This window comes from Deinococcus sp. Marseille-Q6407, assembly GCF_946848805.1.
In the GTDB taxonomy this organism is placed as follows: Bacteria; Deinococcota; Deinococci; order Deinococcales; family Deinococcaceae; genus Deinococcus.
This window is the reverse complement of sequence record NZ_CAMPFU010000003.1, coordinates 149,340-171,681: the sequence shown is the minus strand read 5'-3', so window position 1 is coordinate 171,681 and position 22,342 is coordinate 149,340. Positions and strand designations below refer to the sequence as shown.

Here is a 22,342-nt window from a genome sequence, read left to right as displayed (position 1 = left end):
CAGGCAAAAAGAGGCTCAGAGGTTCGTGGCTCAGTTGTGCGTCATGTCCAGCGGCACGACCCACTGGGCAAACTCTTCTTCAGTCACGTGCCCGAGTTCCAGCGCCGATTCCTTGAGGGAAATGCCCTTCTTGTGGGCGTTCTTGGCAATCGCGGCGGCCTTGTCGTAGCCGATGTGGCGGTTAAGGGCCGTCACCTGCATCAGGTTCTTGTCGAGGTTTTCCTTGATTTTGGCCTCGTTGGGCTCGATACCGACGGCGCAGTGGTCGTTGAAGGCCAGGCAAGCGTCCGAAATCAGGCGAATGCTTTCCAGCACGGCGTGAACCATCACCGGCTTGAACACGTTGAGCTGGAAGTTGCCCTGGCTGCCGGCAAAAGCGACGGTGGCGTCGTTGCCGAACACGCGGGTGGCGACCATCGTCATGGCCTCGGACTGGGTGGGGTTCACCTTGCCGGGCATGATGCTAGAGCCGGGTTCGTTCTCGGGAATAGTGATTTCGCCGATGCCGTTGCGCGGGCCGCTCGCCAGCCAGCGCACGTCGTTCGCCATCTTCATCAGAGCGCCGGCCAGGGTGCGCAGCGCGGCGGAAGTCTGCGCCAGCGCATCGTGGGCGCTCAGCGCGGCGAACTTGTTCTCGGCGCTGCGGAAGTGGTAGCCAGTTTCTTCCTCGTACTTCTTGGCAGCCAGATCACCGAATTTGGGGTGTGCGTTCAGGCCGGTGCCGACTGCCGTGCCGCCGATGGCAAGGTCGAGCAGGCCTTCGCCCGCGTGCTTCACCTCGGCCAGCGCGTAGTCGAGCTGCGCGACCCAGCCGCCGATTTCCTGGCCCAGGGTGATGGGCGTGGCGTCCTGCAGGTGGGTACGCCCCACTTTCACGATGTCCTTGTATTCCTCGGACTTGGCGTGCAGGGTGTCGCGCAGTTTGCTGACGGCGCCGTAGAGCCGCTCGTTCAGCTCCAGCACCACCGCGATGTGCATGGCGGTGGGGAAGGTGTCGTTGGAGCTCTGGCCGCGGTTGACGTGGTCGTTGGGGTGGACCGGCTTCTTGCTGCCCATCTCGCCGCCCGCCAGCTCGATGGCACGGTTGGAAATCACCTCGTTGGCGTTCATGTTGCTCTGGGTGCCCGAGCCGGTCTGGAAGACAACCAGCGGAAAGTGCTCGTCGAGCTTGCCGGCAATGACTTCGTCGGCGGCCCGCACGATCAGGTCGGCGATGTCCTGCGGCAGCTCGCCGAGTTCGGCGTTGGCCTGCGCCGCGCCTTTTTTCAGGATGCCCAGCGCCCGGATGATGGGCCGGCCCCACACGAAGGTGTCGCGGCCGATGGGAAAGTTGTGGATGGAGCGCTCGGTCTGCGCGCCCCAGTACTTGGACGCGTCCACGTCCATCTGGCCCATGGTATCGGTCTCTTTACGGAAGTTGGTCATAGCACCTCAGTTTACGGCGGGGCGGGTGCGACCGGGCAGGGGCCAGCCAGTACGGCGTCCCGCATTGCTGGGCCGCTGCACTGGCCGGCTGGCCCGCCCGCTCCGTGTTGTGGGTGCGTAGGGTCTTCGCCGGACACCCACTCCGTTCCGCCTCCGGCAGGTGCTTATATGCCCGGGCCTTTCGCCCAGAGCTTTTTGCTAAGCCGGAAGAACGAAGATACGTCCCTGACGAATCCGTCCCGGCTGACCGTCGGTGTGGGCACTGCGGGTCTGTAGGTCAGATGTTAAGGCAAGGTCACACGCGCAAACGTCTTGTCGAGCATGGCGTCAATTGCGTCGCGCTGCTGATACAGCTCGCCGCCCTGGGCATCGACCGAGCTGCGCACAAACGTCACGTTGCCCTGTGGCTGAAAATAATAGGTGATGCTGGCAGATTTATTGCTGATGCCGCCGCCCAGAAACAGCCCCGCCACTGCACCCGCCGGCTTGAGCGGGGTCGTAATCACCAGCTCATTGGCGGTGCGGCGCGTCACCCGGAAGGGCTCGTTCAGCGGCTTGACGGCAAGCGCCGGGGCCAGGCGGGCAATAGCGTTCATCATCTGAGTGGGGCTGGCACGGTAGGCTTGACAGGCTGCGGCGCACACGCACTCAGAGACAGCGCAACGAGGGCAAAGGCGGGAAGCTGATGAGCGACTTTCATGCCCTACAGTTTAAGGTGAAAGGCCGCCCGGCTGAGCGGCCGGGGGCCGGGGCTAGTGGTCCGCGTCGCGGACAAACAGCAGGCCGTCCAGCTGCGGCAGTTCGGCGGCCCGCAGTGCAAAGGCCTGTGGCGGAAAGTCGCGGCGGTCCTGCAGAGGCGGTGTGAGCAGCGAGGCCAGCTCACGGGTCGGCAGTAATTGCACCGGGTCTGGGCAAGCCCACAACCGGCCTTCCGGCGTATTCGGGTCAGGTTCAGCGACGCCCAGCAGCCCTGACCGGCCCAACCCGCTGCCGATAAAAGCGTAAGCGGGGCCGTGGCGTTGGTGGCACAGAGCACCGGCGCCCCACCACTCGCTGCGCTCGTCTCCCAGCTGCATGGCGCTGGGTCCACGCTTCAGGTGCAGGTTGTGGGCAAAAACCAGGGTGGTCCCGCGTTCCTGTTCGCGCCGGGCAATGGCGCTCAGGTTATCGGCCATCATCAGGTCGCGCAGCGCCAGCATCCGGCTGAGGCGGTCTGGTGCCGAACGGGCCATATTCGCGTGGTAGCGCAGCAGGCCCAGCGCGGTGCGGGCGTGCATTTGGGCCTGCCAGAAGTCGGGGAGAGGCTGAAGCCGGGGCGCTTCACGCCGCAGCAGGGTGTGCAGGTCGTCGGCCAGCAGGCGCAGCTGCCGCGCTTCCGGGGTGTCGCCGGCGGACCGGGCCGGGTTCAGCGCGGCGGCCTCATCGGTCCAGCGGGCGTCGTCGCCGCACAGGGCCTGGATGTGGGCGGCGTCCGGTTCTACCGTGCCCAGTTCCCGCGAAAGAAAGGCGTGCAGAGCCAGCAGATTCGGCCGGGGACTGGCCGCCCAGAAATTCTCCATCGGGGCGTCGAACCCGTAAAAGCGCACCTGCTCGGCCGCGCTGAGGCCCGTATTGAACTCGCGCAGCCAGCTGACCAATTCGCGGTTGGCAGCATAAGCGCCAAAGCCGTGGCTGAACCCTGCCGCCATGACCTCGTCCAGTGGGGCATTGCTCGCGCCACGGATATAGGCGTCTACCCGCTGTCCGGCCAGCAGGTCACTCTCCAGGGCGATGGAGCGGAAGCCGTGTTGCTGCACCAGCACCCGAAAAATACGGTTGCGCCACTGCGGAAAGACCTGTAGGCCGTGCGACGGTTCGCCCAGCGCCAGCAGCTGGGGCCGCGCCGGAAGTGAAGTGAGGACATCCGAGAGAAGGGCCGGCAAGAGGCTGAAACTGTTCATGCTGAGTCTCCTTTTCCAGCCGGTGCGCACCTGTTTCTGGTGCCCCCATCCTGAATGGGAGCAGCATGAGAAACCTTACGGGTGAGCCTTCATGGGGTATTTAGGTTTCGAGCCGCTGAGCGGCCACTTTTGGCGGCTGGGAAAAAGGCAGTCTCCGCCTCATCACCAAAAGCTGACGCCGCTCACGTATGCTGCCGGGGTCGCTTTTCAACTTTTTGCTGTCCGGCAGCTCTTTTTTCGTCTCGCCTCTTCTCTTCTTTCTGGGGGAATGTCATGAACTTGAAATCCATCCTGGCGCTGTCCAGCGCCCTGTTGCTGGCCGGCTGTCATCAGTCCGGCGCGCCCGTTCCGTCTTCTTCGGGGCCTGCCACGGAACCGCTTCCGGCAATCAGTTGCCCGGCAGCCAGCGGCCCCCTGACCGCCATTCCCGCCGTGCAGGGCAGCGGCGACGCCAGCCCGCTGGTGAATCAGGTGGTGACGGTACGCGGCGTGGTGACGGCCGATATGCAAAGCGGCCTGCGCGGCTTTTTCCTGCAGGATGCCCAGGGCGACGGCAACCCGGCCACCAGTGACGGCATCTTCGTGTACACCGGCGCGGCGCCTCAGACAGTGCAGCTGGGTCAAGTGGTGCAACTCACTGGCACGGTCAAGGAGTTCTCCGGCACCACTCAGCTGGATACCCTGACGGCGTTTGCCAGCTGCGCCGGCACCGTGGATGTGAAGCCGGTGCCGGTGCGGGCCCCCTTCACCAACCTGGAACGCTACGAGGGCATGCGCATCACTTTTCCCGAAACGCTGACCGTAACCGACAACTACGGCTACGGGCGCTACGGCGAACTGGGCCTGAGCAGCGGAGGCCGGCTGTTCAATCCCACCAACGGCAACGTCCAGACCACCGCTGAGGCGAACGCTGCCCGCAAAATCGTGCTGGATGACGCCAGCAGCGCGCAGAACCCGGCCAACCTGCCTTACCTCAGCGCCGCCGGCACTCGCCGCACCGGGGACACCGTTCAGGGACTCTCCGGCGTGCTGCACTACGCCAATGGCACCTTCAAGGTGGAGCCCACTGCCGCGCCTGCCTTTGTGGACGCCAACCCGCGCCCGGCGGCCCCGCAGAACGTGGGTGGCAGCCTCAAGGTGGCCGGGGCCAACGTGCTGAACTACTTCACGACTTTCGGCGGTACGAACGACCGCGGCGCCGACAGCGCCTACGAGCTTGGGCGCCAGCGGACCAAAGTGGTGAATGCCCTTAGAGGGCTGGACGCCGACATCGTGACCCTGATGGAAGTGCAAAACAACGGTGACACGGCGCTGAACGACCTGGTGACCAGCCTGAACGCCGCTTACGGAGCCGACACCTACCGGGCGGTGCAGACCGGCAGCATCGGGACCGACGCCATCCACGTCGCCATTATCTACAAGCCGGCCCGCGTGACGCCCACCGGCAAGTTCCAGACCGATGCAGCCAGCGTGTACAGCCGTCCGCCGCTGGCCCAGACTTTTCAGGACAAGCAGAGCGGCGGCGTGCTGACCGTGGTCGCCAACCACCTCAAGAGCAAGGGCAGCTGCCCCAAGACCGGCGACCTGGACAGCGGCGAGGGCTGCTGGAACGAGCTGCGCACCGAGCAGGCCCAGGCGCTGCTGGGCTTCGTGGAGCGGCTGAAAACCCAGACTGGCGACCAGGATGTGCTCCTGATGGGTGACTTCAACGCTTACGGCGCGGAAAAGCCCATCCAGACCCTGGTCAGCGGCGGTTTCGTGAGTGAGAACCTGCGGATTCCCGCCGAGGAGCGCTACTCGTACCAGTTCGGCGGGCAGTTCGGCTACCTTGACCACGCGCTGGCCAGCCGCAGCCTGGACACTCAGGTGACGGGCGTGACCGAGTGGCACATCAACAGCGACGAACCCACCCTGGCCGACTACAACGTGGAATACAAGCAAAACCCCGAGTGCCGCACCAGCACTTGCACCAGCCCCGATCTGTGGCAGGACACCCCCTACCGCGCTTCCGACCACGATCCGGTGCTGATTGGGCTGAACCTGACCCGCGACGAGGCCCGCCACGACTTCACCCTGGCGGTAAGCGGCGCGGCGACGGCCACCGCCGGGCGGCCCTATACCCTCAGCTTGATGCCCAGCGCGGCACCCGACACGCTGAGCGTGAACTGGGGTGACGGCAGCCAGACCGAAACTCCCGCGAGCAGCGCGACTACTGCGGCCCATACCTACGCGGCAGCGGGCACTTATACCGTGACCGCCACGGCCACTGCGAACGGCCAGACCCAGACGGCCACCCAGACGGTCAGCGTGAGTGCGGCGCCGGTGACTGGCCCCACGCCGCCCGCGCCCGGCGCCGCCCGGCTGGTCGTCAGCCAGGTGTACGGCGGTGGCGGCAACAGCGGCGCGACCTATACCCACGACTTTATCGAGCTGTTCAATGCGGGTCACCAGAGCGTAAACCTGGGTGGTTACTCGGTGCAGTACGCTGCCGCCGGGGGCAGTAACTGGGCCGCCATGCCGCTGAACAGCTATGACCTGGCCCCCGGCCAGTACTACCTGGTGCAGCAGGCTAAAGGTGCGGGCGGCACCCAGCCGCTGCCCACGCCCGACGCCAGCGGCGCTCTGGCGCTGGCCGGCGCGGCGGGGCAGGTCGCCCTGGTGGAAGGCACCGCCAAGATTGCCGGTCCGGCAGACGCCAGCGTGCGCGACTACGTGCCTTTCAGTGGCCTGGGCAGCACCACCAGCGCCAGCCGCCTGAATGGAGGCTGCGCCAACACCGGCGTGTACGCCGACGATTTCCAGGCGGGAGCGGTCACGCCCCGTAACACTGCCAGCCCGCTGAACGTCTGCCACTGAGCGGCGAGCAGTCCGACCGCACCCGGCTGAGCTTCCGGGTGCGGGTTTTCTTTGCCAGACATCCTGGCCCGGTCCAGCAACATTTGCTAAAAATCCTCTGTTAAAATCTGGACATCATGAAAAAGTCAAACTTGATGGCGACTGTTCTGCTGGCAGCTACAGCAGCGAGCTGCGCTCCCCGGATAGCCCAGGCTGAACCCAACAGCCCCGACTTTTCGGGCAAGACGGCGCCGGTAGGAAGCGCCCGAGCCGTCAGCGCCGGCCTTTGCAGCAGCCTTGTGGCCAGCTTCCAGAACGTTGCGGCCCGGCTGCCGGCGCCCTTGCCTGAAGGCGGCCTCTGGTCCCCGCTGATTCTGGAGCAGACCGAGGGCAACGAATACGCCCGTTTTGTTAGCCGCAGCCGAGACGCCAGCACGCCCGATTTGCAGGTGCTGGTGCGCTGCCAGCAGCTGGGCAACCTGGCGCAGCTTGACGTGCGGACCGCCGGCCCCCTGCCGCTGGACAGCCTGACAACGGTCAGTGAGCGGTTGCTGGCGGCGCTACAGGCACAGCCGTAAGCAGGTGCCGAAACGGTGAAAATGTCTATGCTCTAGCGGCGGTGTGCTCTGAGTACGGAGAAATCTGGGGGCAGAGAAATCTGAGGGCAGAGAAAAAGGCTCTTGCGGGCCGGGCCGCCTTGTCCTTGGCTGCGTGACACGCTGGCCCGGCGCGGGCGCCCGAGCGGAATAATCGGGGCATGTCTCTCGCCGCTTCTTCTTTCACATTCCAGGTGCGTCCATGACGGCGCTGCTGGCCCTGCTGCCGATTGCCGCAGTGTTCGTGCTGCTGGTGGTGCTGCGGCTGCCGGCGGCGCGGGCCATGAGCCTCAGCCTGCTGCTGACGGCGGCGCTGGCTTTGCTGCACTGGCAGGTTCACCCGGCTGCCGTGGCCGCTTCACTGGCGCAGGGCGCACTGGTGGCGCTGTCTATCCTCTATATCGTGCTGGGGGCCATGGCGCTGTTCAGCGTGCTGCAGGTCTCGGGCGCGGTGGGGGTGATGCAGCGCGGCTTTACCGGCTTGACCGCCGACCGGCGCATTCAGGTCATTCTGATCACCTGGCTGTTCGGGGCCCTGATTGAAGGCGCGGCCGGGTTCGGCACGCCGGCGGCCATCGCTGCGCCGCTGCTGGCCGCGCTGGGCTTTCCGCCGCTGGCCGCCGTGGTGCTGCCGCTGATCGGCAACAGCACGCCGGTGCCGTTCGCAGCGGCCGGCACGCCGCTCCTGATTGGCATGCGCCAGGGCCTCAGCGAGGGGGGCGGCGGCAACGCCCTGGAACCGGTGCTGGCGGCCAGCGGCGGCATGGACCAGTTTCTGGGACAGGTGGGCGTGCAGCTGACCACCCTGGACCTGCTGGTCAGCAGCCTGCTGCCGCTGATTCTGGTGGTGCTGATGACCCGCACTTTCGGAGCGCGGCGCTCCTGGCGTGAGGGGCTGGAAGTCTGGCCGTTCGCGCTGTTTGCGGGCCTGGCCTACACGGTCCCCGCCTGGGCGGTGGCGCGGTTCAGCGGGCCCGAGTTCCCGGCCATCATCGGGGGCTTTGCCGGATTGTTGCTGTGTGTGGCTGCCGTGCGGCTGGGCTTCCTGCAGCCGGCTCGCCCCTGGGACTTTGCCGCGCGGACCAGCTGGCCGGCCGGCTGGAGTGGCGACCCGGCCGCTCCCCGGGCAACAGTGCGCCGAGCGGCCCGGTGGCCGCAGAGCCAGCTGCACCGATGCCCACCTGGCAGGCCTGGGCGCCCTATCTGGCGGTAGGCGCGCTGCTGGTGCTGACCCGGCTGGCCTCGCTGCCGCTGCGGGGCTGGTTGCAGGCGCCGCAGGTCGGGTTCAGCAACCTGCTGGGCACCGGAATTTCCGAGACGTTGCAGCCGCTGTATCTGCCCGGCACCGTGTTTCTGGTGGTCACGGTGCTGACAGCGCTGGGCTACCGGCTGAACCGGGCGCAACTGCGGGCGGCCGCGCAGCAGACCTCGCGGAGCGTGGTGGGCACCGGCCTGACCCTGCTGACGGTCCTGCCGCTGGTGTTCGTGTTTATCAACTCGGGCCCCGAGCTGAACGCCAGCGGGTTGGCCAGCATGCCGCTGTCTCTGGCGGCAGCGGCGGCCGGGGCGCTGGGGCCATTTTATCCACTGGGCGCTCCGTTGATCGGCGGGCTGGGCAGTTTCGTGGCCGGCGACGCCACCCTCAGTAACGTGATGTTCAGCCTGCTGCAAGCCAGCGCTGCCCTGCAGACCGGCGCGTCGCCGCAGCTGCTGCTGGCGCTACAGGGCAGTGGGTCGGCGGCCGGCAACATCATCTGCGTGGCCAAGGTGGTGGCCGCTGCCGCGATGGTGGGCCTGGCCGGGCGCGAGGGCCAGATTATCCGTCTGGCATTGCCGCCAGTGCTGTACATGTTGGGTCTGGCCGGGGCGCTGGGGCTGCTGCTCAGCCGCTGGGGCTAGTGCCCGGCTGCTGCCGTTTCTCCGCGGCTGCCCCACCACCACACCACCGTGCTGCTGGCCGAGCACCCGCGCTGGGGCTACTGGCTGCGGCCCGGCACGTTGCAGCTGGGCAGTCAGGACGGGCCGCCGCTGCGGCAGCTGCTTCAGGATCAGCTTGTTCTCAGCAGCATCGGCACCGTGCGGCTGTCCCCGGCGCGGGCGCTGGAATTCAAGCGCCGGCTCTGGGAGGTGCTGGGCGAGTTTGAGGTGGATGAGGCCGGCGGCGAGAGCTACATCCTGTCGCTGCAACTGGTGCGCGGGCAGGTGGAGTGACTGCCAGAGAAACCGAGCAGCCGGGAAAAAAGCACCCGCATAAGGGGCAGGCTTAAGTGCCCTTAAGCCACGCTCCGGAGAGGGGGGCAGCCCTTAACTTTGCCGCCCCCTTACCGTACGGTAAGTAACAGATAGGTGACCGAACGGTCAGTCTGCTTTTTTTCCCTCTTACTCTCAAGGAGCCTGTGAATGTTTCTCGGACTTAAGGAACTGAAATACAACTGGTTGCGCTCGGCTTTGCTGGGCGGTATTGCTGCGCTGCTGGCCTTTATGGTCTTTATGCTGCTGGGCCTGACCCGCGGCCTCAGCGAAGACAGCGCCGCTTGGATGCTGAACAACCCCGCCGCCACCTTTGTGACCACCACCGACGCGGACGGCAACTTTACCCGCTCGTTTATCGGCAAAGATGACGTGACGGCCATCCGCAAAGCCAACCCGGACGCCGCGCCGTTTGCCCAGAGCTTTGCCAGCTTTGGTGTGAACAGCACCGCCAGCACCCAGCTGGGCGCCGTGATGATGGGCCTGAACAAGGATTCTTTCCTGGCGCCCAAGGTCACTGAAGGCCAGGCCATGCAGGGCAGCGGCGCCGTGGTAGACGCCAGCCTGAAGAAAGACGGCGTGAACCTGGGCGACACCATCATCCTTAAGCCCAGTGGCGAGAAACTGAAAGTGGTGGGTTTTACCGAAGGGGCCCGCCTGAACCACCAGCCGGTGATGTTCGTGACGCTGGATGAGTGGCAGAGCCTCAACCCCCGCGCCGGGGGCACTGTGAGCGGTGTGGCCCTGGAAGCGGAAAACGTGAGCAACCTGCCCGAAGGCCTGGCGACCCAGACCCGCTCCGAAGCTCTGCAGTCGCTGCAAGGCTACAAGGAAGAACAGGGCAGCCTGCTGATGATTCAGGTGTTCCTGGTGGCCGTCTCGGCGCTGGTGATGGCAGTGTTCTTCTACGTGATGACCCTGCAAAAGACCGCCCAGTTTGGCCTGCTCAAGGCCATCGGTGCCGGTATGCGCACCCTGGCTGGCAGCCTGGTCGCCCAGGTGGTCGTGCTGACCGTGCTGGCCCTGGCGGTGGCCGCCGGCGCGATGTTCGGCACCACCCAGGTGCTGCCCGAAGGCATGCCATTCGCGCTCTCGTGGTCCGCCGTGGGTCAGGCCAGCGCCCTGCTGCTGGTCGTCTCTTTGCTGGGCAGCCTGCTTTCCCTGCGCACCATCGCCCAGGCTGACCCCCTGCAGGCCCTCGGTCAGAACGGCTGAGTCCGGCCCCCGGCCTGGCTTTTCCTTCCCTCTTCCCTTCTTTTCCCCTCTAGGAGTTCTGTCATGACGACCTTTTCCCAGCCTCAGACCCAGCCCGCTTCTACCCTCTTCACCCCGGCAGCCCAGCCTGCTCTGAGCATGCGCGGCGTCAGCAAAGTGTTCGGAGACGGTGAAACCCAGGTCACCGCGCTGCACCCCACCGACTTTGAAGTGCGCCCCGGCGAACTGGTGGCCGTGATTGGCCCCAGCGGCAGCGGCAAGAGCACTTTCCTGACCCTGGCCGGCGCCCTGCAGACCCCCACCGACGGCAGCGTTGTTATTGCGGGGCAGGAACTGGGCCGGATGAATGCCCGCCAGCTGGCCGACTTCCGGCTGCACCACATCGGCTTTGTGCTGCAGGCCAGCAACCTGATTCCTTACCTGACGGTGCGTGAACAGCTGACGCTGGTGCCCCGGTTGGCCGGTCACGCCGGCGCCCGCGACACCGCGCTGGCTGACGAGCTGCTGGCGAAACTGGGCATGAGCGAGCGTGCTGGCCACTACCCCGACCAGCTGTCGGGCGGCCAGAAGCAGCGGGTGGCGATTGCCCGCGCCCTGATGAACGACCCCCAGCTGATTCTGGCCGACGAACCGACCGCCGCGCTGGACGGTGTCCGTGGCCGCGAAGTGGTGAGCATGCTGGCCCGCGAGGTCGCGGAACGGGGCAAGGCCGCCGTGATGGTTACCCACGATGAGCGTGTGCTGGACCTCTGCACCCGGGTGGTGCGCCTGGAAGACGGCCGCGTGACCGCCGAAGGCACCCCCGCCGAACTGGCCGCCGACTAAGAAGAGGGGCAGGCGAGAAAAGAAAAAAGAAGGGGGCTGGCCGGCCCCCGCAGCGCTGAGAGGAGCGTGGCGGGGGCCGGCCGCTTTTATGGATGGGTGGGTGAGGGTGCGGGCTTAGCCGGCCTGGCTCTGGTCGTAGCGGCGGCCTTTCCAGCTCACTTGCCGGCGAGCGGCCAGCAGATAGGTGGGCCAGCCGGCAGGAGCTACCAGCGGGGTGAGCAGCAACTCGGCCAGTTCGTCCGGGCGGGTGCGGCGGGTGATCAGCCGGACCAGCAGCCCTTCGGTCAGGCCCAGCGCGATCAGGGTGTGGTTGCGGGTCAGATATGGCCAGCTGTAGCTGAAAAAGACGGCTGCTGCCCCCAGCGCCAGGGCGGCCCGCTGCCCGCCGTGTGCCGCCAGCGAATTCTTGCCGAAGCCCTGCACCGCCTCGCGGTAGGAGTGGTACATCCGCACACTGATCAGGTCGCTGCCCAGCACCAGGGCGAGTGTTTCGCCGCGCTCCTTGAAGCGCCGGGCAAAAGCGAAATCTTCTAGAATCTCGCCGCGCACCAGCGCGTGCCCGCCGGCCGCCAGGTAAGGCCGGCGCCGGAAAGCCATGACCTGCCCGTTGGCGGCGGCAAAGGCCGGCTCCGGGCGGCACAGCAGCGGCCAGGGCAGTAGCCCCAGCGTCATGGTGTCTACCATCGGGGTGATCAGCCGCTCGCCCAGGCGGCGGTTGACCTGCCGGGGCCACACGCTCAGCAGGCTGGCCGGTTCACGCTCCCACTGTTCCAGCAGGGCGGCCAGGGCGCCGTCTTCCCAGGTCACGTCGGCGTCGGTAAAAATCAGCCGCTCGCCACGGGCCGCCCCGGCCAACTGCTGACAGGCCCAGGGCTTGCCGCGCCAGCCGGGCGGCAGCGGCTGCCCGCTGATGACCTGTGCCCCCAGCCGGCGGGCCACCTCAGCGGTGCCGTCGCTGCTGCCGTCGTCCAGTACCAGCACCTCACCGGCCCCCTGGCGCAGCAGCCGGGGCAGGGTCCGGGGCAGGTTCTGGGCTTCGTTGCGGGCTGGGACCAGCAGGGACACCTCCGGCAGGCTGCCGGGCGTCGCCGGGCGCATTTTCCCTGACAGCCGGGGAAAAGTCACCGCATTGACCAGCAGGGTACCGATACGGGCGGCCAGACTGACGCCGACGGCCAGGGCGGCGGCTTTTTCCCAGGGGCGGCGGTGTCGTTGCATGAAGTTCGGTTCCTCAGGGGTGGGCGGGGAGGGGACGCAGGCGCGCCGGAGCGGTTTCCAGCAGTCTAGAGGTTGAGCGCCGCAGCGCAGCTGTGGGGGGAAGCTACGCCGGGCCAGTCCGTTCTCTGCGCCACATCACCCGCACGGCCAGGACGGTGAGCAGGCCGATAGCCGCGCCGGGAAGCAGGTGCACGGTGGCCGGCCAGGCGGCCAGCTGGGCCAGCACGAGGCCGGCGGTGGCTCCGGTGACGGCCCCAGTCAGGAGAAACGCCCGGTCGCTCAGGCCCGGCTGAATGCTCTCGGCCAGGACGCCCGGCAGCAGCAGGGGCAGGCCCAGCAGGAGCGGCAGCAGCCACATGAAAAGGAAGAATGCTTGCAGGCTGAACGGTAGTTCAGGGCGCAGCACCAGGCTGATGAGCTGGAGGTAAGCCGCCATCAGAATCAGGGGGAGGGCCGCACCGACCAGCACCCGCCACCACGAGAAGCGCGGGAAAGACTTGCTGATCTTGCCGGACTGCACAGGTTCAGTCATATCGGTTCTGCCTCGGTCACGAACTCCGGCCCACCCAGAGGGTCATAGTCCAGCCCCAGCAGCTGTCCGGCGCCGTTCCAGCCGCTCAGCAGGCTGAGGGGCACGCCGCCGCCGGGGTGAACGGTGCCGCCTACTTGCCGCAGGTTTTCCAGGGGGCCGGCCGGTCCGCTCAGCTGCCAGCCGGGGCGCAGGCTGCCGCTCAGGCCGTGCGGGGCGTTGCCGTAGAGTGCGCCGCTGGCGGCGGTGCGGGCGTAGTCGGCCGGCGAGAGGGCCAGCGCTTCTGCCACCGGCAGCGGAAAGCGGGCCTGCAGGCGGCGCAGCAGGTAGGCGGCGTATCCGGCGCGGTTGGCCTCGCGGCGGGGCGTGGCCGGCGCATTCACCAGCAAGAAGCCTTGCCGCCCGTCCAGATGCAGGTAGAGGGTGGGGTCCAGCGGCAGCCGCCCGGCGCGGATGTCGCGCCACTCGCCGGGATACCACTCCGGCCAGAAGATGTGGTGCGCCTGCCCCAGGTCTTCGCGCAGCCGCAGCTGCACGGCAAAGCCACTCACGCCCTGTGGGCGGTCCGGGGCCGACTGGCCCAGCAGCCGCCGGGTCAGCGAAACGTCGGCGGCGCTCACGAAGGCGTCGGCGGCCCACTCGCCCCGGCCGGTCTGCGCCGCCACCACCCGGCGGCCCTCGTGGCGTAGCTGCTGCACTGGTGCGCCGTACTCGAAGCGCACGCCCAGGCGCTCGGCCTCGGCGGCCAGGCGTCCGGCCAAGCCCAGCAGGCCGGCGGTGGGCGGCTGGGTTTCTGCTCCTTCCGCCTCTGCCGGATGCGAGAGGTGCCAGACCCCGCCGCCCAGTTCCACCCAGGCCACGTTGTGCAGCACCGCCGGGGCGCGGTAGGGGTCGGCGCCCAGATAGGTGGCGAAACGCAGCCAGAACGGCGTGAGGAAAGGGCCACTTTGCACCAGCGACGCCAGCGAGCGGCCCGGCTGGGCGCGCCAGCCGTGGGTCAGGCCGTAGCGGGCCAGGGCTGGCAGCCCCGGCGGCGGCGCAAACAGGAAAGTGCCGGCGGCGTCCTGGTACAGCTGCTGCGACAGCTGCAGCAGCTCCATGTAGCGCCTGCCTTCGTGGCGGCTCAGCTGGGCCAGGGTGGGCTCCAGGCTGCCGGCCACATTCAGCGACTGTGGGGCAAAGTGGCGGCCATCCAGTGCCTGATAGCGGGTGGTGGGCACGGCCGGGGTCAGCCGCGGCGCAGCCCAGCCCAGCCGGGCATGCAGCGTCCGGAAGACCTGCGGCATGGTGACCACCGTGGGCCCGCTGGAAAAGTCGCGGTAGCCCAGTCCTGCCTTGCCGCCGGGCGCGTCCAGCGTTTCCAGTACCGTCACGCTGGCCCCGGCCCGGCGCAGCCGCAGCGCCGCCGCCAGGCCCGCAAATCCGGCGCCGATGACCACCGCCGAGGTGGGCCGGCTCACTGGTCCGCCTCGGTGGGCGCTGCCGTTACCGCGCCGCCTTGCCGGTAGACTCGGCCTTTCCAGACCACCTCGGGCCGGGCCGCCTGTCGGTACACCGGCAGCGCCAGCAGCGGCAGCAGCGGGGTCAGTAGCACCTCGGCCAGGTCGGCGGGGCGGGTGCGGTGGGTCAGCACCCGGACCAGCAGCCCTTCGGCCAGCCCGGCGGCCACCAGCCCCCGCTGCCCGCTCAGGTAGGGCAGGGTATAGGTGACCAGATGCAGCGCCAAGCTGAGCGGCAGCAGCGCGCGCTGCCCCCCGTGAAAACTCAGCAGGCCCTTGCTGAACCCGGTGACCGATTCGGCGTAGGAGCGGTACATCCGCACCCGCACCGCGCCCCCGCCCAGCATCAGCGTGACCTGGCCCCCGGCCGCCTTGACGGCGCGGGCAAACATCACATCTTCCAGCAGTTCGGCGCGGACGGCGGCGTGCCCGCCCAGGCGCTCGTAAAAGTCGCGGCGGAAGATCATCACCTGCCCGTTGGCGGCGCTGGCTTCCGGGGTGGGCACCGCCAGCAGCGGCCAGGGCAGCAGGCTCAGCAGTACGTCGTCTACCAGCGGGGTCAGAATACGTTCGCCGGGGTGGCGGTTGTCCTGCTGCGGCCACACCGTCATCAGGTCGGTGCCCGACTGCCGGAAATACGCCAGGGCTTCGGCCAGGGCGCCCGGCTGCCAGGTCACGTCGGCGTCGGTAAAGACCAGCCACTCGCCGTGCGCGGCCCCGGCCAGCTGCTGACAGGCCCAGGGCTTGCCGTGCCAGCCGGACGGCAGTGGCTGCCCGCTGAGCACTGTGGCCCCGGCGTCACGGGCCAGCTGGGCAGTTTCGTCGTCGCTGTCGTCGTCCAGCACCAGCACCTCGCCAGCCCCCTGCGCCAGAAAACCCGGCAGGGTCTGCGGCAGGTTGCGCGCCTCGTTGCGCGCCGGAATCAGCAGCGAGACCTCCGGCAGGCTGCCGGGTGTCGCCGGGCGCATTTTCCCCGACAGCCGGGGAAAATGCGCCGCATTGACCAGCAGCGTGCCCAGTTTGACGGCCAGAAAGCTGCCGGCCACCAGTCCGGCGGCCCGCTGCCAGCCGCTTGTCTGTGCCCGGCGCCTCACAGCTGGTCTCCGGTCAGCCGGGTCAGCAGGTGCGAGGCAGGAGTTTCCTGCTGCTGGGCGCCGCGCCCGCGCCACAGTGCCAGATACCCTTCCGGCGGCTGGTAGAGGTCGGCGGCCTGCAGGTCGGCGTCCAGCTGCCGCAGCTCATGGTTCAGCGCCGGCTCCAGGCTGTCCGGCGGGCAGGGCGGCCCGAAACGGGCGAAAGCGGCCGGGGTACGGTCAGCGCGCAGGTGCACCCGCAGCGCCACCGGCACCAGCGGCACCGGCCGGCCCGGCGCCGAGGCACTGCGGGCTATCCAGGCGGCGCCGGAATGCAGCGGGGCCAGCCGCTCGCCGCCGGGCTGTGTGGGCGGTTGCAGGGCACCTTCGGGGAAAATCATCACCCAGCTGCCCGCCTGTGCGGCGCGGGCCAGCTCGCGCCCCGCCGAGGGCGGCCGGCAGCCGATCCGTTGCAGGAAAGGAAAGCGGGCCAGCTCCGGCGCGTTCATCATGATGTGCGCTGGGTGCCCGAATTCCCAGCCCAGGTGCAGCATCAGGTAACCGTCCCACCAACTGCCGTGATTGGCGGCCAGCACGGCGCCGCCGGAGGGTAAGCTGCCGCACACCCAGAAGCCGCTCAGCTGCCGGCGCAGGTCGCGCTGAATGGTGGCACGCAGCATCGGGGCCACCCAGGGAAAGTCGCTTGTGTGAGGGGTGGCAGGCGTCATGGAGTCTCTCTTTTCAGGTCAGGACTAAGGCGAGGTGCCGGGGCCAGGGCGCGGGCCAGCAGCAGGGCCGCCAGCATCACCAGCAGGGTGACGCCGGCCGCCAGCGGCTGCCCCAGCAGCAGCAGGCCGCCCGGCAGGAAAAACAACTCGGTCAGGTAAGCCAGCGAGAGGTCCGGCCCCCGCTCCGGCCGGCGCAGCTGCGGAGCCAGCCGGGTCACAGCCAGGCTGAGCGCGGTGCCCACCGCCCACCAGCCCAGGAAATTCTGCAGCGGAGCGCCGGCCCACAGCGGCCGGGGGTCGCTCCAGGTCCAGAAGCCCTGCGCGGTCATCAGCGCTTCGAGGCCCACGTCCCAGGCGGCCAGCAGCAGCCCGGCCAGCCAGGGTCGGCCCCGGCTGAGCGCGGTGGTGGCCAGCGTCAGCGCGAACCAGCCCAGCGGCACCAGCAGCGGCACGCCCAGCAGCGTGGGGCCGGGGGCGCCCGCGTAGCTGTACTGCCCGAACGGAAAGCCGGTGGTACTGCCCAGGTATTCCACCGCCCAGCCGGCCCCGAAACACAGCGCGCCCAGCCCCAGCGCCCGGCCCCAGCCCACCCGGCCGGCCGCGTACAGCAGCGCCGCGCCGAACAGTGCCCCGGTGCTGAGGGTCGCCAGCAGCGGAAACCCGGCCGGCCACAGCGGCACCGGAATCTTCAGCAGCAGGTAGCCGGCCAGCAGCCCCAGCCAGGGTTTGAGCAGCGGCCGCGCGCCTTCCAGCCGCCGCAGGGCCTGCGGGTGCAGAAACAGCATCAGCCCGGTCACCACGAGAAGGTTGGTCACCAGGAAAAACAGCATTTCTTCCAGTGGCAGCGGCCCCAGTTTCGGGCCCAGCGACAGCCCCTCCGAGATGCTCCAGATGCCGTTGTGCAGCGCAAAAGCGTCGGCAGCCCACAGGTAGAAGGTGGGCAACAGCACCGCGGTCCAGAACAGCCGGGGCTTTCCCAGAATCAGGTCGCCGCCAAAGGCCCACTGCCCGGCCAGCACCGGCAGCGCCCAGGCGGCAATCAGTCCGAAATAGGTGGCGGGTGGGTAGCCGCTGACCAGCGCCGCCGCGCCCAGCATGGCGCCGCCCAGCCACAGCGCGGCCATGCCCCAGCGGCTCAGCAGCGGCCGGGGCGAAACCTGGGCCGGGCCGCCGAAGGGCGCGGCCGGGCGGCGCATCAGCCACAGCAAAAAAAGACTGCTCAGCAGGGTTTGCAGCAGGAAAAAAGCGTATTCCTCGTAGGGCACGTAGCCCACTGTGCCCAGCACCCGCTCCGGCGGATACTCCCAGCCACCCGTGTACACCAGATAATTGTCCCAGGGCGTGGTGTAGATGAACGCCACCGCCAGCAGCACCCCCAGCCACAGCCGGGTCCAGCGGTCGTCAGGGCAGTACTCGCCTGCCAGCGGGCCCCGGCGCCGCGCGGTCAGCCACAGCAGCAGCAGCAGCGGCGGCAGGATAAAGATGAGATGGAATTGCAGGTAAGTCACTGGGCCGGGCCTCTCTGAGAGCGCTGAGCCTTATTTTCTGGATTTTCTGGTGACCGCTTCACCGCCAGCCCCGCCGGGTCAGGTCGCCCACAATCACCCGCGCCGTATTGCGCCCCGAGGCGCCCATGATGCCGCCGCCGGGGTGGGTGCTGGCGCCGGTCAGGTACATGTTCTTCAGGCCCGGCCAGCGGTACATGCCCGCGCCCAGCCAGGGCCGCAGCGAGAACATCTGGTCCATGGTCATTTCCAGGTGCATCACGTTGCCGCGCGGCAGGAACAGGTTGTCGTTCAGCCACTGCGGGGTCTGCACCAGCTCGCCCACGATTTTCTCGCGGGTGCCGGGGGCGTAGCGCTCAAAAGCGTTCAGCACATATTCGCGGGCCTCGGCGGTGCGCGCAGCCCAGCTGCCCTGCGCCAGCTCGAAGGGGTAATACTGCGCCCACAGCCACAGCACGTCCGACCCGGGCGGGGCCAGCGAATCGTCCACCGCGCTGAAACTCATGGCGACGATGGGCGGCTCGGTGGTGGGTTCGCCGGCCAGATACTCGCCGTAGCCGCGCAGAATCTGGCGTTCGTTCTGCACCAGCAGGCCCAGGCCGGTGCGCCCCGGCCCGTTCTGACCATGGCGGTAGTCCACCTGCCCGTCCAACGCCAGCCGCAGCACCAGCCCAAAGCCATTGCCCACCCGGACGTCGCGCGCGGCCTGCGGCACGTACTCGTCCGGCAGGGCGCCGGCGGTCCAGTTCACGTGCGCGCCTGATACCACGGCGCGGGCGGTGTAGGTGTCGCCTCCGGCCAGCCGCACGCCAGCCGCGCGCCCCCGCTCCACCAGAACCTCTTCCACGGCCGCGTTCAGGTGAATTTCGCCGTCATAGGCCTCGATGGCCCGCGCCAGCGCTTTGGTCAGGCCGCCGCTGCCGCCTTTGGGCCGTGCCACGCCGCTTTTGTGATACAGCGGGTGCCACAGCAAAAAGGGCGCGCTGAGGGGGTCGGTGGGTGGGGGACCGCTCTGGGCCGCCATCCAGCTGAGGGGACTGCTCACCCGTTCCTCGCTGAAATACTCGCGCGCCACCTCGCCGTAGGGCCGCAGAATCCGTGCCAGGTTGTGGGCGGGGTCGCCGCCCTTGCTGGTGGACTTCATCGCCATTTTGCCCAGCTCCAGCGGCCCAGGCGCCGACATGAACAGCTCCGCGACCGCCTCGGCCATCGGGGTCCAGTCGTGCAGAAAGCGGCGGTAGGCTTCGCCCTGCCCGGGGAACAGGCGGTCCAGCTCGGCAGCGGTGCGTTCGGCGTCGCGGTACACGTACCACGGCCCGGCGCCGAACTCGTCGCCGTCGTAGCAGTGAAACAAGGGATCCAGCTCTAGGTAGTGCAGCCCGAAACGGCTCAGTTCCAGCTCACGGACCACCGGGGTCAGCCGAATCAGGATGTGGGCGCTGCCGCCATAGTCGAAGCGGTAGCCGGGTATGAGTTCCTCGGTGCTGACAGCCCCGCCCACCATGCCGCGTTTTTCGAACACCCCCACCTTGAGCCCGGCGCGGGCAGCGTAAGCGGCGGTAATCAGGGCGTTGTGCCCCGCCCCCATCACGATCAGGTCATAGTCCGGCATGCCTCTTTACTATGGCAGGTAGGCCAGGGGGCAAACGTGCCGGGCCGGATTCGGAAGCGGTCAGATTCAGGAACATGGCGCAGTTCTCCCGGGCCGCAGGTGGAATACTGGCGGGCATGACAACCGAACCGAACCCCGACCTTCCCAACCCGGAACCGCAAGGTGGCCTCTACGACGTCGCCATCGTGGGCGGCGGCCCGGTAGGCCTGGCAGCAGCCATCGCCTGCAAGCGCCACGGCCTGAGCTACGTGGTGCTGGAAAAAGGCTGCGTGGTCAACGCCATTTTCGATTACCCCACCGACATGACTTTCTTTACCACCGCGCCGGAGCTGGAAATTGGCGGGCACCCCTTTGTCAGCCCCTTCGACAAGCCCAAGCGGGTGGACGCCCTGCAGTACTACCGCAAGGTGACGCAGCGCGAGCGGCTGAACGTGCGCCAGTACACCCGGGTGGAGCAGGTGCACGCTGCCCCGGCCGGCTTCACGCTGGAAGTCGAAGCGCAGGACGGCACGGCGGACGCGGTGGAAGCCCGCCGGGTGATTGTGGCGACCGGCTACTACGATAGCCCGGTGCCGATGAATATTCCCGGTGAGGACAGCGAGAATGTCAGCCACTACTACACCGAGGCGCACCCCTTTTTCGGGCTGAACGTGACGGTGATCGGGGCCGGCAACTCGGCCGCCGACGCGGCGCTGGACCTGATGAGCGCCGGCGCCAACGTGACGATGGTGGTGCGCGGCGACGGCATCCGCAACACCGTCAAGTACTGGGTCAAGCCCAATCTGGAAAACCGCATCAAGGAAGGTAGCGTGAATGCCTACTTCAACTCGCAGGTGGTGGAAATCCTCCCCGAAGCGGTGCGGGTGCAGCGCGAGGACGGCACCACTTTCCTGTTGCCCACCCACTTCACCTTTGCCATGACCGGCTACCTGCCTGACCTGGCTTTCCTCGGCGACCTGGAAGGCCAGCTGGCGTTGCAGCCAGACCGCTGCTTGGTGCTGAGCGAGCACCACGAAAGCAGCGTGCCGGGCCTCTTTGTGGCCGGCAGCGCCGGGTACGCGGGCCGCACCAACCAGGTCTTTATCGAAAACGGCCGCATTCACGCCGAGCAGGCGGTGGACGAAATCGCCCGGCAGTTGCTGGGCGCCGGCGGCCCGCAGCTGCTGGCTGAACCGGCCGCGTCCGAACTGTCCGAACAGCGCTAAAACCCGCCGGAGCGCCGTGCCTGGGCCGCCCTGGCTGCGCGGGGTGGCCCGGTCCGGCAAGCCCGGTGAGACAGCTCGTCTTTATGCTCTCAGAAACTGAAATACTGAGGGGATGAAGGCTTTTTCTCTTTTATTCTCTGGCGGGTTGCTGCTGGGGGCCACGGCGGCCCAGGCACAGCCTCAGGCTGCTCCTTTGGTGATCGGGTTTCAGGCGAACGTTCCTGCTTACCAGGACGGCCAGAAGACCACCGTGCCGGTGACCCGTGAACTGCGGATTCCTGCCGACCGCGCTGCGGTGATTCGCAAGCGCGGCATCGTGACCCAGAGCCTGGGCGAAGACCTGGACCGCTGGATTCAGGAACAGGCCAAGGGCAGCGGCGCCCGCTTCGAGCAGCAGCAGGGCAAGTGGGTGCTGGTGCAGTACGACCGCTTCAAGCTGGACCCCGAAGCGGCCCGCGCTGCGCTGCTGGCCGCCGTCAAGGACCCGGCCATGAAGCCCGCGCAGGTCAAGGTGATATCGCAGTCGGCCCCCGAGCGCGACCTGAACTTCTTCCTCAGCCGCGGCATCACTGGGCACCTGGGCACTGGCAACACCAACTACCGTGGCAGCTCCAAGGCCCGCATGACCAACATCCACACCGGCGCCAGCCGCTTCAAGGACCGGCTGTTCGAGGGCAACACCTTCTCGTTCAACCAGTTCCTGGGCCCCATCACGGCCGGCAATGGTTACGTGGATGGCCTGGTGATTGCCGGTGACCGCACCGAGGACGGCCTGGGCGGCGGCATCTGCCAGGTCAGCACCACCGTATTCCGCAGCCTCTACCGCGCCGGCCTGCCGGTGGCTGAGAGGCACACCCACTCCTATCAGGTGGGCTACTACCAGCCGCAGGGCCTGGACGCCGCCATCTACCAGCCCAGCTTGGACCTGAAGTTCAAGAATGATACTGGCGCTGCCATCTGGTTCCAGACCGACTGGAACGACGCCACCGGCGAATTCAACGTGTACGCTTTCGGCAAGCCCCGCGACTTTGAGGTGCGCCTCAGCCAGCCGCGCACCATCAAGTCGGTGCCGGCGCCGGCCGACCGCACCATCGTCAGCTCCAAGCTGGCCCACGGTCAGCGCCAGCAGATCGACTGGGCGGCCCCGGGCGGCACCCTGGAAGTGGACCGGCTGTTCCTGCGTGACGGTCAGGTCTTCAAGAAGGAAACCCTGAGCAGCACCTACCGCCCCTGGCCCAACATTTTCCTGGTCGGCAAATAAGCCGGGACAGGTCAGTCACCGCAGCAGGGAAGAGCCGCACCGGCCGCTCTCCCTGCTGTTTTTTTGCCTAGTATGAACAGCAGCATGTCCCGCCCCTGCCTTCCTGTCTTCCTGCCGCTGGGCCTTTCCCTGGGCCTTTCTCTGATTCTGAGTGCCTGCGGCGATCCCCCACAGCGGCACCTGGCCGGCGTGCTGCGCTACGAAGCGCCGGCCGGGCAGCACCGCTCCGGCTCGCTGGCCTACGACCTGACGCCGCCCCCGTACGGCGACCACAACGCCCTGTGGCAGAACTGCGGTGTCTATCAGGCCCCGCTGGCCCCCGAATACGCGCTGCACAGCCTCTCGCACGGGGCGGTGTGGCTCACCTACCGGCCGCGCCTGGACGCTGCCGGCACCGCGCAGCTGGCCGCACTGGCTCAGGGCCACAAGGTGCTGCTCAGCCCCGAGCCGGGGCAAACCGCGCCGGTCGTGGCGACCGCCTGGAATGCCCAACTACCGGCCGACTCGGCAGGTGACCCCCGCCTGGGGCAGTTCATCAGCGAATTTGTGGACGCGGCGTCGGCGCCCGAAACCGGCCGCAGCTGCACCAAAGGGCACGCCGGCACCCGCTGACGCTGGGGGCCGGA

20 protein-coding genes are annotated in these 22,342 nt (G+C 68.0%); 10 read left to right on the top strand and 10 right to left on the bottom strand.

Annotated elements, in window-relative coordinates; translation table 11 throughout:
* Window positions 1-30: 30 nt before the first annotated feature.
* From fumC to OCI36_RS07880, 3 genes are all read right to left on the bottom strand, one after another.
* Window positions 31-1,425, bottom strand: coding sequence for a class II fumarate hydratase (fumC, locus tag OCI36_RS07890; protein WP_261664550.1), 1,395 nt, complete (start codon window positions 1,423-1,425; stop codon window positions 31-33).
* A gap of 284 nt (window positions 1,426-1,709) precedes the next feature.
* The gene (locus tag OCI36_RS07885) at window positions 1,710-2,024 is read right to left on the bottom strand and encodes a hypothetical protein (protein WP_261664549.1); all 315 of its coding nucleotides are present in this window, start codon (window positions 2,022-2,024) and stop codon (window positions 1,710-1,712) included.
* Window positions 2,025-2,177: 153 nt separating this feature from the next.
* Complete coding sequence (locus OCI36_RS07880) at window positions 2,178-3,365, bottom strand: erythromycin esterase family protein (RefSeq protein WP_261664548.1); 1,188 nt, start codon at window positions 3,363-3,365, stop codon at window positions 2,178-2,180.
* 273 nt (window positions 3,366-3,638) lie between these two features.
* Between OCI36_RS07880 and OCI36_RS07875 the strand changes: the two genes are divergently transcribed.
* The 7 genes from OCI36_RS07875 to OCI36_RS07845 all read left to right on the top strand — a co-directional run bounded on the left by OCI36_RS07875 (window position 3,639) and on the right by OCI36_RS07845 (window position 11,086).
* The gene (locus OCI36_RS07875) at window positions 3,639-6,221 is read left to right on the top strand and encodes an ExeM/NucH family extracellular endonuclease (RefSeq protein WP_261664547.1); all 2,583 of its coding nucleotides are present in this window, start codon (window positions 3,639-3,641) and stop codon (window positions 6,219-6,221) included.
* A gap of 278 nt (window positions 6,222-6,499) precedes the next feature.
* Window positions 6,500-6,778, top strand: coding sequence for a hypothetical protein (locus OCI36_RS07870; RefSeq protein WP_261664546.1), 279 nt, complete (start codon window positions 6,500-6,502; stop codon window positions 6,776-6,778).
* Window positions 6,779-6,998: 220 nt separating this feature from the next.
* Window positions 6,999-8,009, top strand: coding sequence for an L-lactate permease (locus OCI36_RS07865; RefSeq protein WP_261664545.1), 1,011 nt, complete (start codon window positions 6,999-7,001; stop codon window positions 8,007-8,009).
* The gene (locus OCI36_RS07860; RefSeq protein WP_261664544.1) at window positions 7,970-8,695 is read left to right on the top strand and encodes an L-lactate permease; all 726 of its coding nucleotides are present in this window, start codon (window positions 7,970-7,972) and stop codon (window positions 8,693-8,695) included. The genes OCI36_RS07865 and OCI36_RS07860 overlap by 40 nt, the downstream gene beginning before the upstream one ends.
* Window positions 8,696-8,743: 48 nt before the next feature.
* Window positions 8,744-9,007: a hypothetical protein gene (locus tag OCI36_RS07855; protein WP_261664543.1), complete on the top strand. Its 264-nt coding sequence runs from the start codon at window positions 8,744-8,746 to the stop codon at window positions 9,005-9,007.
* Between the two features lie 189 nt (window positions 9,008-9,196).
* A complete protein-coding gene (locus tag OCI36_RS07850) occupies window positions 9,197-10,261 on the top strand; it encodes an ABC transporter permease (RefSeq protein ID WP_261664542.1) in 1,065 nt (354 codons plus the stop codon).
* A gap of 63 nt (window positions 10,262-10,324) precedes the next feature.
* On the top strand, window positions 10,325-11,086 hold the full coding sequence (locus OCI36_RS07845; protein ID WP_261664541.1) for an ABC transporter ATP-binding protein: 762 nt from the start codon (window positions 10,325-10,327) through the stop codon (window positions 11,084-11,086).
* Window positions 11,087-11,200: 114 nt separating this feature from the next.
* Here the strand turns inward: OCI36_RS07845 and OCI36_RS07840 are convergent, their stop codons facing one another.
* From OCI36_RS07840 to OCI36_RS07805, 7 genes are all read right to left on the bottom strand, one after another.
* On the bottom strand, window positions 11,201-12,304 hold the full coding sequence (locus tag OCI36_RS07840; RefSeq protein ID WP_261664540.1) for a glycosyltransferase: 1,104 nt from the start codon (window positions 12,302-12,304) through the stop codon (window positions 11,201-11,203).
* Between the two features lie 103 nt (window positions 12,305-12,407).
* Window positions 12,408-12,836 carry a hypothetical protein gene (locus tag OCI36_RS07835; protein WP_261664539.1) on the bottom strand — a complete coding sequence of 143 codons (429 nt, stop codon included), beginning with the start codon at window positions 12,834-12,836 and terminating at the stop codon, window positions 12,408-12,410.
* Window positions 12,833-14,293 carry a phytoene desaturase family protein gene (locus OCI36_RS07830; protein ID WP_261664538.1) on the bottom strand — a complete coding sequence of 487 codons (1,461 nt, stop codon included), beginning with the start codon at window positions 14,291-14,293 and terminating at the stop codon, window positions 12,833-12,835. The genes OCI36_RS07835 and OCI36_RS07830 overlap by 4 nt, the downstream gene beginning before the upstream one ends.
* Complete coding sequence (locus tag OCI36_RS07825; RefSeq protein WP_261664537.1) at window positions 14,290-15,426, bottom strand: glycosyltransferase; 1,137 nt, start codon at window positions 15,424-15,426, stop codon at window positions 14,290-14,292. Before OCI36_RS07825 ends, OCI36_RS07830 begins: the two co-directional genes overlap by 4 nt.
* Entirely contained in the window at window positions 15,423-16,133 is a 711-nt protein-coding gene (locus tag OCI36_RS07820) for a lysophospholipid acyltransferase family protein (RefSeq protein ID WP_261664536.1), read from the bottom strand. The genes OCI36_RS07825 and OCI36_RS07820 overlap by 4 nt, the downstream gene beginning before the upstream one ends.
* A complete protein-coding gene (locus OCI36_RS13345; RefSeq protein ID WP_315941263.1) occupies window positions 16,130-17,641 on the bottom strand; it encodes a carotenoid biosynthesis protein in 1,512 nt (503 codons plus the stop codon). The genes OCI36_RS07820 and OCI36_RS13345 overlap by 4 nt, the downstream gene beginning before the upstream one ends.
* 58 nt (window positions 17,642-17,699) lie before the next feature.
* Entirely contained in the window at window positions 17,700-19,250 is a 1,551-nt protein-coding gene (locus OCI36_RS07805) for a phytoene desaturase family protein (RefSeq protein ID WP_261664535.1), read from the bottom strand.
* A gap of 116 nt (window positions 19,251-19,366) precedes the next feature.
* Here OCI36_RS07805 and OCI36_RS07800 point away from each other — a divergent pair, with 116 nt between their 5' ends.
* The 3 genes from OCI36_RS07800 to OCI36_RS07790 all read left to right on the top strand — a co-directional run bounded on the left by OCI36_RS07800 (window position 19,367) and on the right by OCI36_RS07790 (window position 22,328).
* A complete protein-coding gene (locus OCI36_RS07800; protein ID WP_261664534.1) occupies window positions 19,367-20,455 on the top strand; it encodes a YpdA family putative bacillithiol disulfide reductase in 1,089 nt (362 codons plus the stop codon).
* Between the two features lie 112 nt (window positions 20,456-20,567).
* Window positions 20,568-21,716, top strand: coding sequence for a VanW family protein (locus OCI36_RS07795; RefSeq protein WP_261664533.1), 1,149 nt, complete (start codon window positions 20,568-20,570; stop codon window positions 21,714-21,716).
* A gap of 84 nt (window positions 21,717-21,800) precedes the next feature.
* Window positions 21,801-22,328, top strand: coding sequence for a DUF3105 domain-containing protein (locus OCI36_RS07790; protein WP_261664532.1), 528 nt, complete (start codon window positions 21,801-21,803; stop codon window positions 22,326-22,328).
* Window positions 22,329-22,342 lie beyond the last annotated feature (14 nt).

What these genes read in the sequence shown, in the direction of transcription:
- fumC (WP_261664550.1), bottom strand. Translation starts at nt 1,425, where the DNA reads ATGACCAACTTCCGTAAAGAGACCGATACCATGGGCCAGATGGACGTG.
- OCI36_RS07885 (WP_261664549.1), bottom strand. Translation starts at nt 2,024, where the DNA reads ATGATGAACGCTATTGCCCGCCTGGCCCCGGCGCTTGCCGTCAAGCCG.
- OCI36_RS07880 (WP_261664548.1), bottom strand. Translation starts at nt 3,365, where the DNA reads ATGAACAGTTTCAGCCTCTTGCCGGCCCTTCTCTCGGATGTCCTCACT.
- OCI36_RS07875 (WP_261664547.1), top strand. Translation starts at nt 3,639, where the DNA reads ATGAACTTGAAATCCATCCTGGCGCTGTCCAGCGCCCTGTTGCTGGCC.
- OCI36_RS07865 (WP_261664545.1), top strand. Translation starts at nt 6,999, where the DNA reads ATGACGGCGCTGCTGGCCCTGCTGCCGATTGCCGCAGTGTTCGTGCTG.
- OCI36_RS07860 (WP_261664544.1), top strand. Translation starts at nt 7,970, where the DNA reads ATGCCCACCTGGCAGGCCTGGGCGCCCTATCTGGCGGTAGGCGCGCTG.
- OCI36_RS07850 (WP_261664542.1), top strand. Translation starts at nt 9,197, where the DNA reads ATGTTTCTCGGACTTAAGGAACTGAAATACAACTGGTTGCGCTCGGCT.
- OCI36_RS07845 (WP_261664541.1), top strand. Translation starts at nt 10,325, where the DNA reads ATGACGACCTTTTCCCAGCCTCAGACCCAGCCCGCTTCTACCCTCTTC.
- OCI36_RS07840 (WP_261664540.1), bottom strand. Translation starts at nt 12,304, where the DNA reads ATGCAACGACACCGCCGCCCCTGGGAAAAAGCCGCCGCCCTGGCCGTC.
- OCI36_RS07835 (WP_261664539.1), bottom strand. Translation starts at nt 12,836, where the DNA reads ATGACTGAACCTGTGCAGTCCGGCAAGATCAGCAAGTCTTTCCCGCGC.
- OCI36_RS07820 (WP_261664536.1), bottom strand. Translation starts at nt 16,133, where the DNA reads ATGACGCCTGCCACCCCTCACACAAGCGACTTTCCCTGGGTGGCCCCG.
- OCI36_RS07805 (WP_261664535.1), bottom strand. Translation starts at nt 19,250, where the DNA reads ATGCCGGACTATGACCTGATCGTGATGGGGGCGGGGCACAACGCCCTG.
- OCI36_RS07800 (WP_261664534.1), top strand. Translation starts at nt 19,367, where the DNA reads ATGACAACCGAACCGAACCCCGACCTTCCCAACCCGGAACCGCAAGGT.
- OCI36_RS07795 (WP_261664533.1), top strand. Translation starts at nt 20,568, where the DNA reads ATGAAGGCTTTTTCTCTTTTATTCTCTGGCGGGTTGCTGCTGGGGGCC.
- OCI36_RS07790 (WP_261664532.1), top strand. Translation starts at nt 21,801, where the DNA reads ATGTCCCGCCCCTGCCTTCCTGTCTTCCTGCCGCTGGGCCTTTCCCTG.